General features: G+C 73.1%; 11 protein-coding genes. 8 read left to right on the top strand and 3 right to left on the bottom strand.

Annotated elements, in window-relative coordinates; translation table 11 throughout:
- The first annotated feature begins 60 nt into the window (after positions 1 to 60).
- The gene (locus ACZ6AQ_RS02225) at positions 61 to 2,070 is read left to right on the top strand and encodes a hypothetical protein (RefSeq protein ID WP_468756811.1); all 2,010 of its coding nucleotides are present in this window, start codon (positions 61 to 63) and stop codon (positions 2,068 to 2,070) included.
- A gap of 81 nt (positions 2,071 to 2,151) precedes the next feature.
- On the opposite strand, the gene ACZ6AQ_RS02220 is transcribed toward ACZ6AQ_RS02225, so the two are convergent.
- Together ACZ6AQ_RS02220 and ACZ6AQ_RS02215 are read right to left on the bottom strand one after the other, a co-directional pair.
- Positions 2,152 to 2,781 carry a class I SAM-dependent methyltransferase gene (locus ACZ6AQ_RS02220; protein ID WP_468756810.1) on the bottom strand — a complete coding sequence of 210 codons (630 nt, stop codon included), beginning with the start codon at positions 2,779 to 2,781 and terminating at the stop codon, positions 2,152 to 2,154.
- Positions 2,782 to 2,827: 46 nt separating this feature from the next.
- A complete protein-coding gene (locus ACZ6AQ_RS02215) occupies positions 2,828 to 3,184 on the bottom strand; it encodes an ATP-binding protein (RefSeq protein WP_468756809.1) in 357 nt (118 codons plus the stop codon).
- Between the two features lie 135 nt (positions 3,185 to 3,319).
- Between ACZ6AQ_RS02215 and ACZ6AQ_RS02210 the strand changes: the two genes are divergently transcribed.
- From ACZ6AQ_RS02210 to ACZ6AQ_RS02195, 4 genes are read left to right on the top strand one after another with little or no spacing between them, the layout of a single operon-like run.
- Entirely contained in the window at positions 3,320 to 4,168 is an 849-nt protein-coding gene (locus tag ACZ6AQ_RS02210) for a helix-turn-helix domain-containing protein (RefSeq protein WP_468756808.1), read from the top strand.
- Entirely contained in the window at positions 4,128 to 4,409 is a 282-nt protein-coding gene (locus ACZ6AQ_RS02205; RefSeq protein WP_468756807.1) for a DUF397 domain-containing protein, read from the top strand. The genes ACZ6AQ_RS02210 and ACZ6AQ_RS02205 overlap by 41 nt, the downstream gene beginning before the upstream one ends.
- 2 nt (positions 4,410 to 4,411) lie before the next feature.
- Positions 4,412 to 4,846, top strand: a complete 435-nt coding sequence (locus tag ACZ6AQ_RS02200) for a hypothetical protein (RefSeq protein WP_468756805.1) — start codon at positions 4,412 to 4,414, stop codon at positions 4,844 to 4,846.
- A gap of 13 nt (positions 4,847 to 4,859) precedes the next feature.
- A complete protein-coding gene (locus ACZ6AQ_RS02195) occupies positions 4,860 to 5,381 on the top strand; it encodes an SMI1/KNR4 family protein (RefSeq protein WP_468756804.1) in 522 nt (173 codons plus the stop codon).
- A gap of 28 nt (positions 5,382 to 5,409) precedes the next feature.
- Here the strand turns inward: ACZ6AQ_RS02195 and ACZ6AQ_RS02190 are convergent, their stop codons facing one another.
- On the bottom strand, positions 5,410 to 6,117 hold the full coding sequence (locus ACZ6AQ_RS02190; RefSeq protein ID WP_468756803.1) for an Lsr2 family DNA-binding protein: 708 nt from the start codon (positions 6,115 to 6,117) through the stop codon (positions 5,410 to 5,412).
- A 494-nt stretch (positions 6,118 to 6,611) separates the two neighbouring features.
- On the opposite strand from ACZ6AQ_RS02190, the gene ACZ6AQ_RS02185 reads away from it, so the two are divergent.
- From ACZ6AQ_RS02185 to ACZ6AQ_RS02175, 3 genes are all read left to right on the top strand, one after another.
- Positions 6,612 to 11,507, top strand: a complete 4,896-nt coding sequence (locus ACZ6AQ_RS02185) for a ricin-type beta-trefoil lectin domain protein (protein WP_468756801.1) — start codon at positions 6,612 to 6,614, stop codon at positions 11,505 to 11,507.
- A gap of 10 nt (positions 11,508 to 11,517) precedes the next feature.
- Positions 11,518 to 12,189, top strand: coding sequence for a hypothetical protein (locus ACZ6AQ_RS02180; protein ID WP_468756800.1), 672 nt, complete (start codon positions 11,518 to 11,520; stop codon positions 12,187 to 12,189).
- Positions 12,190 to 12,348: 159 nt separating this feature from the next.
- Positions 12,349 to 13,806, top strand: coding sequence for an MFS transporter (locus tag ACZ6AQ_RS02175; RefSeq protein ID WP_468756798.1), 1,458 nt, complete (start codon positions 12,349 to 12,351; stop codon positions 13,804 to 13,806).
- Position 13,807: the final 1 nt, after the last annotated feature.

Below are 13,807 nucleotides of genomic sequence, written 5' to 3'. Positions count from 1 at the left end.
AAGGGTGTCCACAGGAAGCGACGGTGGGTGCCACCGTGCATGGACCCACGAGGGGGACCCGTGGTGGGGGAAGAACCGAACGACGCACGTCCCGAGCCGCAGGACGAGATCCCGCGCGCGAAGGAACCGGACCGGCCGGACCCGGCGGACCGGCCGGACCCCGGGCAGGACCGGCAGAGCCCGGCGGACCGGCCGGACCCGTGGGCCGCGCCGGCCTCCGGGACCCCGGCCTCCGGGACCCCGGCCTCCGGGACCCCGGCCCCCGATCCGCGCGTGGCCCCGCCGGCCGCGCCCCCGGCGGCCCCTCCGGCGCCGGACCGGGCCCCGGCGGCGCCCGCGCCCGCCTTCGGACCGCCGCCCGGTACGGCGGACGCGGGGACGGGCGCGGGGGTGGGTGCGGCCTCGCCCGGTGCCTCCTCGCCCGGTGCCGACGCCACGGCGTCGGGCTCCGCGACCGCGCCCGCCTACGGTCCCCCCGGCTACGGCCCGCCCCCCGCCTACGGCCCCCCCGGCTACGGTCCGCCGCCCGGCTACGGCCCCCCGCCGCCCGCGGGGCCGCCCGCCCCGCCGCCCGGCCCCGCGAACCCGGCGCAGGCCGCCGCGATCGGCCTGCTCAACCTGTCCGGCCTCGGCCTGGGATACGTGCTCCTCCGCAACTGGATCGGCGCCGCGCTCTGCTGGCTCGCCACCGCCGCCCTGTTGGTGGCCGCGCTCCCCGCCGACGTCGACGGCGTGCCCGTCGGCGTCCTCGTCGGTTACGGCGTCTTCCTGCTCGCCGTCGCCGCCGACGGGGCCCGGCGCGGACTGCGCGCCACCCTCCGCGCCGGCGCCTCCTTCCGGCGCCTCGCGCTGCCGCTCGCCCTGGTGCTGCTCGCCGTGCCGGCGGGCGGCTCCCTGGCGTACGGCGCGGCCCGCGACGAGGCGAGGGAGCAGGCCCTCCTCGAACGCCTCGCCGCCGCCGACACCCTGGTGAAGTCCGCCGAGGGCCTCCCCTTCGACAAGGCCGAACCGACCTACCGCAAGGCGCTCGACGCCTACGAGGAGCTCGGCACGAAGCACGCCGGGTCGCGGGCCGGGAAGCTCGTCCCCGCGCGCCTCGACACCTACTACGAGCGGCTGTCCGCCCCGTACGGGAAGAAGGAGTACTGCGAGGCGGTCCCGCCGCTCAAGCACCTGCGGAGCCTTCCCGAGACGGTCGACAAGGACCTGCTCGGCTCCCGGCCCGCCAGGACCGACGAGCCGCTGGCCGAGTCGCTCTACGCGTGCGGGACGGCCGCCCTGGGTGTCCAGACCGCCCGTCCGACCGCCGGTGAGAGCCTCAACGCGCTCTACGACACCTTCCCGAACTCCCCCCAGGCCGCCCGCGTCGAGCCGGCCGTCCGGGCGGCGATCAGGACGCGGACCACCGCCCTCGACGGCGGCTCCTCGCCCTGCGACACTACGGTCGAGCTGCGCACGCTCCGCTCCTCCCTGGACACCATGCCGCACCCGGTGCTCGAAGCCGCCACGAAGGAGGCCGCGGAGTCGGTCCAGAAGGGCGACTTCGCCTGCGGGACCGCGCAGTTCAGGAACAAGGACTACGACGACGCGGTCACGACCATGACGCAGTTCGCCAAGGACTACCCGTCCAGCCCGCAGGCCGCGTACGCCCGCACGATCGCCATCGCGGCGGAGATCGCGGACGAGGAGCCCGAGGCCGGCAAGAGCCTGCCCCCGGCGTCGCCTCCGGGCGGCACCCGGATGGTCATGGTGGTGAGCAACGACGGCCCCGGCGAGGTCGAACTGCTCTACACGGGCCCGATGACCGGCAGGGTGACGCTGAAGGCGTGCACGACCTGCACCAAGTACCCGGGACCGCTCCGCCTGGGCGGCGAGAAGGTCAAGGCGTGCACCGGACCGTCCTCGAAGTACCCGAAGACGACCCTGATGCTGCCCGCCGGTGACTACCACTTCCTCCAGAAGCGGGCCGCCGTCGGCACGTCGTCGGCCGGGGACACCAAGGCGAGCAAGGCGAAGATCGAACCGGGCTACACCTACACCAACTGCCTGTACGTGACGTCCGGCTTCTGACCCGGACGCGACGCGGAACCCGTGGCCGCCCCCTCACGCCGAGGGGGCGGCCACGGGCGTCCACCGGAACCGGACCCGGGCTCAGCGGCGGCGCAGCACCCGCAGCGAACCGGTGACCGAGACCTCCTCGAAGTCGCCCGACTCCAGGGCGCGGAGGTAGATCCGGTACGGGGCCTGGCCGCCGTCCGCCGGGTCCGGGAAGACGTCGTGGATGACGAGGAGCCCGCCGGGCGCGACCTTGGGGGCCCAGCCCTCGTAGTCGTTCACGGCGTGCTCGTCGGTGTGCCCGCCGTCCACGAAGACGAGACCGAGCTGCCCGGCCCACACCTTCGCCACCTGCGGCGACCGCCCGACGACCGCGATCACGTACTCCTCCAGACCCGCCCTGCGCAGGGTCCGCCGGAAGGTCGGCAGCGTGTCCATGAGCCCGACCTCGGGGTCCACCACGGTCGGGTCGTGGTACTCCCACCCCGGCTGCTGCTCCTCGCTGCCCCGGTGGTGGTCCACGGTGACCGCGACCGTCCCCGCCTCCCGGGCCGCCTCCGCGAGCAGGATCGTGGACCGCCCGCAGTACGTCCCGACCTCCAGGAGCGGCAGCCCCAGCTTCGCGGCCTCGGCGGCGGCCCCGTACAGCGCCAGCCCCTCCCCGACGGGCATGAACCCCTTCGCGGCCTCGAAGGCGGCAAGGATCGCGGGGGAGGGCTCGGACATGGTGACTCCTACTGGCGGGTACGCGGGTACGGGCGCCCATCGTGCCCTACGCGTCGCACTCGAACCACACCGTCTTCCCGCCGGCCGTCTCCGTCACCCCCCACCGGTCCGTCACGGCCTCCACCAGGACGAGCCCCCGGCCGCCCTCGTCCAGCGGGTCGGCGGCCTTGGCGAACACCGCCCCGGACACGCCGTCCGAGACCTCCACCCGCAGCCCGTGCGGCTCCCACAGGATGAGGACGCCGCAGCGGCGCCCCGGCACGTGCCGGACGACGTTCGCGACCAGCTCGGTGAGGGCGAGCGTCGCGGCGTCGGACAACCGGACGAGTTCCCAGCGCGTGAGGAACATGTGCAGGATGCGGCGCATGTGACCGGCCGAGTGCTCACCCACCGTGAAACCCATGCGGTAACTCGTCGTAAGTTCCGCAGGGTAGAGGTCTGTTGCCTGATTCATGCCCCCAGAGTGGACGCCTTTCGTTACGCTCGGCAACGGCACGAACACAACGCATCGTCGCGTCGATCTGGGGGTGACCCGGCCGTGGTCAACATCCGCAGCCTCGATCCCAGCGCCTCGCCGCTGGACTACTACGGAGCGGAATTACGCCGTCTGAGGGAGGCGGCCGGACTGAACCAGGGGCAACTCGGCGCGGTCGTCTACTGCACGGGTTCGCTCATCGGCCAGATAGAGACGGCGAAGAAGGTCCCCACCAGGAAGTTCTCGGAACAACTGGACGCCGCGTTGATGACGGGAGGGACGTTCTCGCGCCTGGTGGGTCTCGTGCTGAAGAGCCAGTTGCCGACGTGGTTCCAGCCGTACGCGGAGATGGAGGCGCGGGCGACGTACATCTCCACCTTCCAAGACCAAGTGGTGTACGGCCTGCTCCAGACGGACGCGTATGCCCGAGCTGTTCTGGGTGCCAGGACCGAAGACGACCTTGATGCCAAGGTCGCGGCCCGCATCGATCGGCAGCGAATTCTGGACCGCGAGACTCCGCCGTTGCTCTGGGTCGTCCTGAGCGAGGCGGTGTTGCACCAAGAGATCGGCGGGCAAGAGGTGATGCGAGAGCAACTCACCTACCTGCTGTGCATGCAGGAGCGGGAGTGGGTGAAGATCCAAATCCTTCCGTTCGCGGCCGGGGCGCACGCGGGCCTGATGGGCTCGTTCAACCTGCTGCGCTTCGAGGATGACCCCGACCTTGTCTACACCGAGGACTTCGTTCAGGGTCATATGACCGCGGATTCAGCCGCGTTCAGAGAGGGGTCACTCCGTTACGATCACCTCCGGGCCGCTGCTCTCTCGGTGGAAAAATCGGCCGAACTGATCGCCAGTGTCATGGAGGAACGATATGGGGACCGACCAGAACCTGATGGGCGCCCGCTGGCGTAAGTCCTCGTACAGCGGCGACAATGGTGGCGACTGCATCGAGTGCGCCCCGCTCGGCACCGCCGCCTGGCGCAAGTCCTCGTACAGCGGCGACACCGGCGGCAACTGCGTCGAGGTCGCCGACCTCGCCGCCCACGTCGCCGTCCGCGACTCCAAGAACCCCGAAGGCCCCGCCTTCCTCGCCGCCCCGGCCGCCTTCGCGGCCTTCGTGACGGCCGCCGCCGAGGGGCGTCTCGGCCGCTGACCGTGGCGACCCTCGTGGGAGTGGTGATCCTCGCCCTGGCGCTGCCCGCCTGGGCGGGGATCACGTACGTGGGCCTGGTCCGGGCCCGCAGGGGCGGCGAACTGCCCCCGCTCCAGCCGTCCCGGCCTCCGCGTACACCCGCCAGGAAAGCCGCCCGGACCGCCGCGTTCGCGTACCTCGCGGGCGGCGCACTGCACCTGTACGGCCTCTCGTACATGCCGTTCCTCTTCCCCGAGGACGCCTGCTGGTTCAAGGCGGGAATGAAGGTCCGTCCGGACCGCAGCGGGGTGCTCCCCGTCAGCCTGGTGTGCCGGGGCACGGAGATCGTCCCGTGGTGGGTCAACCCGGGACTCCTCGTCCTGGCGGTCACCGCCGTCGCCGCGACCGTCACGGGCATCGTCCTGGTGATCACGTCCTCTCCGGGAAAGCCCTCTTGAAAGGAATCCGTGAGTGGTGACGCTTCCGGAGATAACAGACCTGCTGGGCGAGCCCCGGTTCCACTGGACCGATCCGGCACCCTGGACCGCACTGGAGCGGGAGATCGGCGTCGAACTCCCGGCGGACTTCCGGGAGATCGTGGATGCCTACGGATCGGTCCAGGTCAACGACCAGCTCTACCTGAAGCACCCGGCCGGTCACCTCCTGCACAGCCTGGGGAGGAACATCCGGGAAGACCTCGCGTTCTGGCGCGAGGAGGACATGGCGGAGTTCCTGCCGGCTCCGGTCGGAGGGAACCCGGGCGAGCTGTTGCCGGTGGCGTCGGCCACGACGGGGGAGGCGGTGTTCCTCCGCGTCCCCGACGGGCCTTCGGCGCCCTGGCGGGTCGTGGTCCAGGAGATGGACAGCCCGTCCTGGACCCTCTACGAGATGACGTTCGGCGCGTGGCTGCTGGCCTACCTGGAGGGCAGGGACGTGACGCTGTGCTCCCGCGACCTCGCGCCGGACGGGCCGTTCTACGCGTTCCTGCCGTGACGGGAGCGGGGCGGGCGCCCCGTACCGCTCACAGGGACGCCACGTACGCGTCGACGACGGAGGCGGGGATGCGCCCCCGGTCGTTCACGAGGTGACCGTGCGCGCGGGCCCACCGGCGTATCGCCCCGGCGTCGTGGCCCCGGACGCGCACGGGGCCGTCGGGGGTTCCGCTCCGGCCTTCCGGCGGGACCCCCTCCAGCCGGTCCGCCACGGCGTCGAAGAAGGCGGACAGGGACGCGTACTCGCCTTCCACGGGACCGGACCCCTCGCTCCAGCGTCCGACGCGGCCGGTGCGCGCGTCGAGGAACCTTCCGTGGAAACCGTCGCTCTCGGAGGAGACAGGGACCCACTCGCGGCGCCAGGAAGGGTGGCCGGGGTCCCCGGACGGCTCCGACTCCTCCGCGGCCGTCATGTGGAGGTGGACGCGCTCGACGCCGGCGAGCCCCAGCAGGAGACCCCCGTCGGGCAGGACCCCTTCGCGGCCGGACGCGAGCGGACCCCCGGTGTCACCGGACCGCCCGGCGGGACCGACGTCGTTCGTCAGGAGCCACTGCCGCATCTCCTCCGGAAGCCGCACGCCCATGCGTTCCTCGGCGGCGGCGAGGGCCGCCGGGTCCCCGGGGCCGCCGAGGGAGGCGAAGACGGCGGGGGAGTGCCGCTCCAGCCACCCGGTGATCCGCCCCCACGCCCGCCGCACGTCACCGGCCGGGGGGAGCGGCGGTCTCTGCTCGTCCATGGGTGGAGCGTACGCGGGGCCCCGGAGCGGCATCGCCCGGGGGCGCCGCGCCGGTCGGGGTGACGGCCGTCCCGGCAGGCGTGGAAGGCGACCGTGCGGTCGCCTCGCCAGCGGCCCGTGTCAGGAATGGTTACCAGCCAAACTGTGGCTGGTAACCGTCCTTGTGTGTGGCGTTCCTTCACAGCTTCCCCACAGGCCGCACCGCTCGTGAGCTTGTCCAATGCGTGTTCCCTGGCCGGGGGGTCCACGCAAACGGTTTTCCGTCCCGCCTTCCGGACGCCGAATCGACCCTTGCCGGGCGAGGTTTACTCGGGGTTAAGTAACGCCGCGCGTACCGGAGCTGACCACTCCGTCGTGGTGCGCGCACGTCATCGGCGGTCGGGGGACAGTGCCGCCACGGGGAGAAGGGCACCGCCATGCCGCGGTGCCCGTTCGCTGTGAACGTCGCCCGGGTCACCCCTGCCCGCTCCCGTTCGCTGTGAAGGAAGCCCCCCTTGCGGTTCACCACGGGGTTGTTCAGCCCCCGACCACGCTCGTCCACCCTCCTCTCCACCACCTTCACCACCGCCGTCACCTCCGTCGCCGCCCTGGCCGTCCTCGGCGGCCTCGCCGTGCGGCCCGGGGCCGTGCCGGACCCGGTGCCCGTGGCCGCGGCGGCCGACTCGTACGACGGCTACGACCCCACGGCCGCCCAGCGGCTCCGCGAGGACCAGTGCATGGGCACCGAGGGCCTGCGCATGGGCGGACCCAACATCCACGCCCTCGCGCAGAACGCCCTCGTTCTGCCTCCCGATCAGATGCACAAGCAGCTCGAACGGGACATGTACAACGACAAGACCCCGCTGCACGCGGCCTGGAACGCGGACCGCGCCCTCCAGGACCAGTGGCTCGAGAAGGTCCGGAACCAGGGCTACGCCTGGAACACCGCCACCAGCGGCCTGGAGTCCTACCCCGGCGAGCCGAAGGACCCGGACGAGATCTTCGACCGGACCGGACTCCTCCCGTGGCTGTACCAGGGGTTCTCGGACCCGCTCAACCTGTTCAACCCCTTCTACGACTCCTCGCCCACCGCCGACGACAAGACGAAGGCCGCCGCGCTCGCGATCGGTGACCCGCTCTACACGGCGGGCGGGAACGCCAAGGAGCAGGAGGCCTGGGCGCTCTGGAAGAAGAACTCCGGGAAGATCGAGCCCAACCAGTTCTTCGTCCCCCGGGTGTTCGCGGACGACGCCCGCATCTTCCTGGCCTCCGGCGGTTTCCCCCGTACGGCTCCGGAACCCGACACCCCGGAGTTCCGGATCGCGGTCGAGGACCTGAAGGCCCGCTTCGGGGCGTGCGGCTGGCACGACCCGATCGACCCGAACCGGGTCCTGGGCAAGCAGGTGGCGCAGGCCGACGCCGAGTGGCAGCGGGAGATCGCCGGCCAGGCCACCCAGCGGCAGCAGATCCTCACCGCGGGCAAGGACGCCTCGAAGGCGCTCCAGGACGGCACCTACGCCCTCAGCATGGTCCTCGGCCAGTCGTGGCTCGCCGACTACTACACCCGCTGGCAGGACCACTGGTCCGCAGGCGGCGTGGGCTGGATCGGCGACAGCCCCGTCGCCATCCAGGTGCCGGGCGCGGCGGGCAGCTGCCTGGACGTCGCGGGCGGCGGCAAGACCAACGGCACGCCGGTCCAGATCTACACCTGCAACGGCGGCGCCGCCCAGCAGTGGACGCTCGAAGGCGGTGAGGACGACCTCCACCTCCGCAACGTCGGCTCGCAGAAGTGCCTCGACGTCGCCGGGAACGCCTCGGCCAACGGCACGAAGATCCAGATCTCGGACTGCTACAAGTCCCAGGGCCAGTCGTGGCAGGGCGACGTCCGCGCCGCCGCGCCGCTGAAGAGCGTCTCGACGGGCAAGTGCCTCGACCTGAGCGCCTTCACCAAGAGCACCGACGCGCGACTGTGGGACTGCAAGGGCACCGCCGCGCAGAAGTACCTGATCAAGCCGTCCGGCCACCAGGGCACCGATAGCCTGTCCTACCCGGAGAAGGCGGACTTCGACCGGGCCAAGAAGGGCGTCACCGACGCCCAGACGGCGGCCAAGACCCACCTCGCCACGATCAGGACCCAGCTGGAGAAGGCCAAGACGTCGGCCACCTCCTCCGACGCGGCCCTGCAGGCCGCGTACGGCGTCGCGGACGCCGCGGGCGCCCCGCGCGGCCGGGGCCTCCTGGTCGGACAGCAGAAGGCCCAGGTCACCAAGGGCGCCGTCGCCGCGCTGACGGCGATGGTGAAGGCCGGCGAGACCGCCGAGGCCGCCACCCGGGCCGCCGCGGGCGACAGCGCCACCATCACCCAGCGGGCCCTCGCGCAGGCCGCGCAGGTCAACGCCGAGTTCCGCAAGGAGGCCGCGCACGCGGCCGAACTGCAGGCGAAGGCGGCGGCCGACGCCGCCAAGATCCACCGCGACAACGCCAAGAAGGACAAGGAGACGGCGGAGGCCAAGCTCGCCGCCGCGCTGAAGGCCGAGGGCGACGCCAAGGCCGCCGCGGCCGACGCGCACGCCAAGCGGCTCGCGGCCGAGGCCGAGGAGGCCACGGCGAAGGCGGAGAAGGACACCGCCGCCGTCAAGCAGAACGAGGCCGCCCAGCACAAGCAGACCGCCCAGGCCGAGGCGGGCAAGGCCCAGACCGCCAAGGAGAACGCCGAGGCCGCCGAGGCGACCGCCGTCGCGCGGAAGAACGACGCGGTCAAGGCGCGTGACAACGCCCGCGACCTCAACGCCGACGCGTGGGACGCGGCGCAGAAGGCGGACGCGGCCCGCGCCAAGGCCGACGCCAAGAAGGCGTACGCCGAGGCCCACGAGTCCGACGAGCAGGCCCAGGCGTCCAGGGCCGCCGCCGACTCGGCCAACGCCTACGCGAACGACGCCGAAGCCGCCGCGGGCCGGGCCCGTGCCGCCGCCGACGCCGCCACGCAGGCCGCCGCCGAGGCCGACGCCGCCGCCACCCGCGCCGAGGCCGCCGCCAAGCGGTCCCGCGCGAACGCGGACGCCGCCCAGGCCGCCAAGCTGAGGGCCGACGCCGCGGTGCGGACCGCGACCAGCGCCGCCGCCGACGCCATCAAGGCGTCCCAGCACGCCGCCGAGGAGGCCCGGACCGCCGTCAGGCTGGCGGAGGAGGCCGAGAAGCTGGCCAAGACCGCCATGACCCAGGCGGACGAGGCGAAGAAGGAGGCCGCCAAGGCCCTCGCCGCCGCCGCGAAGGCCGCGGGCTTCGCCCACGTCACCGCGCAGGCCGCCGAGGACGCGGGCAACGCCGCCGTCCAGGTCGCCAAGCCGGCCAACGACGCGATCCAGCTCGGCTCGCCCTACGTCACCACCGACTCGGCCGCCGGCCTCGTCGTCCTGACCGGCCAGGCGTCCAAGACCATCGCCGACCAGCAGAAGGCCGTCGCCGACGCCCACGCCCAGAACGCGCGGGCGGAGGCGGCGGCCGCCAAGAACGTCGCCGACCAGGCCGTCGGCGACGCGAAGATCGCCTACCAGTACGCGGCCAACGCCGCCGGACACGCGGCCGACGCCCGCGCCTACTCCAAGGAGGCCCTGGGCTACGCGGCCGACGCCGCCGCCGCTGCCGCGAAGGCGTCCCAGTCGCTGGCCCGCACCGTCGAGTACGACCGCAAGGCCACCGAGGACGCGGCCGCCGCCGACAAGGCCGCCGGACGCGCCGAGGGCTACGCCCAGCAGGCCCGCGCCTCCGCCGACCAGGCCGCCCTCGACGCCCAGGCCGCCCGCGAGGCCGCCGCCGCCGCCGAACAGTCCGCCAAGGACGCCCGCGCCGCCGCCGACCGCGCCGACGCCGCCGCCACCGAGGCCGAACAGGCCGCCAAGGACGCCCTCAAGTACGCCCAGGAGGCACAGAAGGCGGCCGAGGAAGCGGCCCGCAACGCCGCGAACAAGCAGGTCTCGACCGGTGCCGGAACCGGGGTCGGCGGCACGTGGTACGTCGTCGACGAGGACAGCATCGAGATCACCGAGGCCAAGCAGCACGAGCCCTGCGTGATCACGATCGGCTTCGAGGGCTGCACCACCACCTTCACCGTCACGTTCAGCGCGGTGGTCGACTTCTTCCTCTGCACCGACCCCACCATGGCCACCGGCGGGGGCAGCTGCCCGAGGGCGGACACCCTGCTCATCGAGAGCAAGCGCATCCCGGGCCTGAAGAAGGACGTCACCCGCTACTTCTCCAAGCTGGAGCTCATCCAGGAGACCCTCACCTACAAGCTCATCAAGGCGGTCCTGGTCCAGGACTTCGTCGACTGCTGGCACGGCAGCGCCACCGGCTGCGCCTGGGCGGCGAGCAACTTCATCCCCGGCAAGGCGTTCGGCAAGGTCTTCGAAGGCATCCGCGCCCTGGACGCCGCGATGAAGACCGGCACCGGCATCCGCGACGCGTTCAAGGCCCTCCAGGTCCTCGACCTGGACCCCGGGACCCTCGCCAAGCTCAACGCCATGGTCAACGCCGAGGAAGCCCTGTACACCGCCTGCAAGGTCAACAGCTTCCCCGGCACCACCCGGGTGCTGATGGCGGACGGCTCGCAGCGGCCCATCAGCCGGGTGGGCGTGGGCGACCTCGTCCGGGCCACCGACCCGGCCACCGGCCGGACGGGGGCCCGCCGGGTCACCGACACCTTCGTGCACGACACCCGGCGCCTGGTGGACATCACCGTCGCCGGCGGAGGGAAGCTCTCCAGCACCGCCGGCCACAAGTTCTACGTGGTGGACCGGGGCTGGACGCTGGTCTCCGACCTGCACACCGGTGACCGCCTGCGCACCCCGGACGGCTCCGTCCGCGCGGTGACCGCCCTCCTCGACCGCCCGGGCCTGGCCCCGAGCACGGTCCACGACCTCACGGTCGACGACCTGCACACGTTCTTCGTGGTGGCGGGCGTCACCCCGGTCCTCGTCCACAACTGCAACGTGGCCCTGGGCTGGCAGCGCGGTGGCGAACTCGACAAGTGGGCCAGGGCGAACAAGTTCGCCACCTTCTCCATCGCGTCCCCGAGGGACTTCGCCCAGATCGTGGAGAAGGCCGTCGCCGACCCGAAGGTGATCCTGCACGTCAACATGACGGGACTGAGCCAGTACGGAACCTTCGTGGACGCCGCCCAGCGCGGCCTGAAGTACGGTGAGGCCGGACGGGCCACGGACTACGAGATGTCCATGATCGCGAGGGCCCTCGTCAACGGCCAGCGACCGTGGAGCTCGATCCAGTTCTACACGCCCACCGGACCGGGCGGGGCCATGGAGCTCGCCGCTCCGACGGCGATGCCGGACCTGTCGAAACTCACCGGGGACCTGTCCCCGGTGAAGGGTTCGGTCATCGGCTACTGCCACTGCTGAGGAGCCGGACATGGACGCGCACCAGGAAGACCGGTACCCGGACGTGACCGCCGCCGGCGGCCTCGTCACGGCCCTGCGGCGGACGGCGGAGCGGCGCGGCCGCGACATCGGCCTCTCGCCCTGGGCCACCGACGCCGACGAAGCCGTCATCGACACGCCGAGGGGCTACCTGACGGTGACGGTCGGCGCCGCGACCGGGGAACGCTCGTTCCGGCTGCGCGTCCACATCCCCGAGGCCGGCTGGGACATCGGCGCCACGGACGACCTCGGGACGCTCGTGGACGCGGTCGCCGCGTGGCGGGAGGGCGTGCCCAACGGGGAACTGGAGGCGAGGTTCGGCTTCCTGGACCTCACCGCGTTCACCGCGGCGCTCGAAGCCGGGGAGCCCACCGCCACGCAGTGGGCCGACCTCCTCTCGTCCGCGTACCACCGGGGACTGCGGGACCTCCTGCGCCGCCTCCACGCGGACGCGGTGCTGCGGAACGCGTTCCCGACGGTGACGCACCGCGCCGTCCGCCTGCGCGTGGACCCGATGCACTGGGAGAGCCGACAGGTCCTGGTGCGGGAAACGGAGGAGGGACGGTACGAGGTCCTGCGCGCCGGGGTGCCCGGGGCGGACTGGACCGAGGTGCCGGGCGACGACCTGACCGCCCGTCTGCGCGCCGCCCTGTACGACGGGTGAGCGGGCCGAACCGATGAGAACCAAGCCCCGCCGGACGGTCTCCGGCGGGGCTTCCTCGTGCCGCCCGGGGCTCCGGCCGGGCTTTCCCGTGCCGCCCGGGGTCCCGGCGCGCGTGCGGGGGACCCCGGCGTATGTACGGGGCTGAAGGCGTCTGCGACCATGACACCCATGCCCCGGACCGACTCCGCCACCAGCACGTCCACCACCCCCTCCATACCCCCCTCCCGCCCCTGGGCGGTCGTCCTGATCGCCTGCGCGGGACAGTTCCTCGTCGTGCTCGACGTCTCCGTGGTGAACGTGGCGCTGCCGTCGCTGCGGGCCGACCTCGGGCTCTCGTCGCTCGGCCTGCAGTGGGTGCTCAACGCGTACGCGATCGCCTTCGCCGGGTTCATGCTGCTCGGCGGACGGGCCGCCGACCTCTACGGGCGCAAGGCGATGTTCCTGCTCGGGCTCGCGGTGTTCACCGCCGGCTCCGTCGCGGGCGGCCTCGCCCAGGAGGGCTGGCAGCTCGTCGCGGGCCGCGCCGTCCAGGGCCTCGGCGCGGCCGTCCTGTCGCCCGCCACCCTCACCCTGATCACCGACGCGGTCGCCCCCGGGCCCGCCCGGACCCGGGCCATCGGCACCTGGACGGCGGTCGGCGCGGCCGGCGGCGCGGCGGGCGGCTTCGTCGGCGGGCTCCTGGTCGACCTGCTGTCCTGGCGCTGGGTCCTCCTCGTCAACGTCCCCGTCGGCGTCCTCGTCCTCGTCGGCGCGCTCCTCTCGCTCCGCGAGAGCCGCCCCGGCACCGCCCGCCGCCTCGACCTGCCGGGCGCGGTCCTCGTCACCGGCGGGCTCGCCACCCTCGCGTACGGCATCGTCCAGACCGAGGAGGCGGGCTGGGGCGCGCCGAGGACCCTCCTGACGCTCCTCGGCGCGCTCGTCCTGCTCGGCGCGTTCGTCGCGGTCGAGGCCCGTACGGCGGCCCCGCTGATGCCCCTGAAGATCTTCCGTACGCGGACGGTCGCGGCGGCCAACGCGGCGATCCTGCTGTTCGGTTCGAGCTCCTTCGGCATGTGGTTCTTCATGACGGTGTACGCGCAGAACGTCCTCGGCCACACCCCGCTCCAGGCCGGTCTGGCCCTCGTCCCCAGCTCCCTCGCCGTCGTCCTGGGCTCCAAGGCCGCGCCCCGCCTGATGCCGGCCCTCGGGGCCCGCCGCCTCGCCGTCGCCGGCGCCCTCGTCGCCGCCTCCGGCTTCGCCTGGCAGTCCACGATGACCGCCGACGGCACCTTCCTGACGACGATCCTGGGCCCCGGCGTCCTGATGATGGGCGGCATCGGCCTGGCCACCACCCCGCTGGCCACCCTCGCCACCTCCAGCGCCGCCCCGGGCGACGCGGGCCTGGTCTCGGGCCTCGTCAACACCTCCCGCACCATGGGCGGCGCCCTCGGCCTCGCGACCCTCTCCACGGTCGCCGCCGCCGTCACGGGCCCGGTCCACGGCACCCCGGACCCGGTCGCCCTCACCGCGGGCTACGCGGCGGCCTTCCGCGTCTCGGCGGCGATCCTGCTCGGCGCGACGCTCCTGATGCTGCTGTGGCTGCCGGGGTCCGGACGCCGGGGTGCCGGGTGCCCGTAGG

The sequence above is a fragment of the Streptomyces sp. NPDC041191 genome (assembly GCF_055591945.1).
This window is presented reverse-complemented; position numbering and strand designations above follow the sequence as displayed.

Coding starts and splice junctions, on each gene's coding strand:
- ACZ6AQ_RS02220 (WP_468756810.1), bottom strand. CDS start 2,781: ATGTCCGAGCCCTCCCCCGCGATCCTTGCCGCCTTCGAGGCCGCGAAG.
- ACZ6AQ_RS02215 (WP_468756809.1), bottom strand. CDS start 3,184: ATGGGTTTCACGGTGGGTGAGCACTCGGCCGGTCACATGCGCCGCATC.
- ACZ6AQ_RS02205 (WP_468756807.1), top strand. CDS start 4,128: ATGGGGACCGACCAGAACCTGATGGGCGCCCGCTGGCGTAAGTCCTCG.
- ACZ6AQ_RS02190 (WP_468756803.1), bottom strand. CDS start 6,117: ATGGACGAGCAGAGACCGCCGCTCCCCCCGGCCGGTGACGTGCGGCGG.
- ACZ6AQ_RS02180 (WP_468756800.1), top strand. CDS start 11,518: ATGGACGCGCACCAGGAAGACCGGTACCCGGACGTGACCGCCGCCGGC.
- ACZ6AQ_RS02175 (WP_468756798.1), top strand. CDS start 12,349: ATGACACCCATGCCCCGGACCGACTCCGCCACCAGCACGTCCACCACC.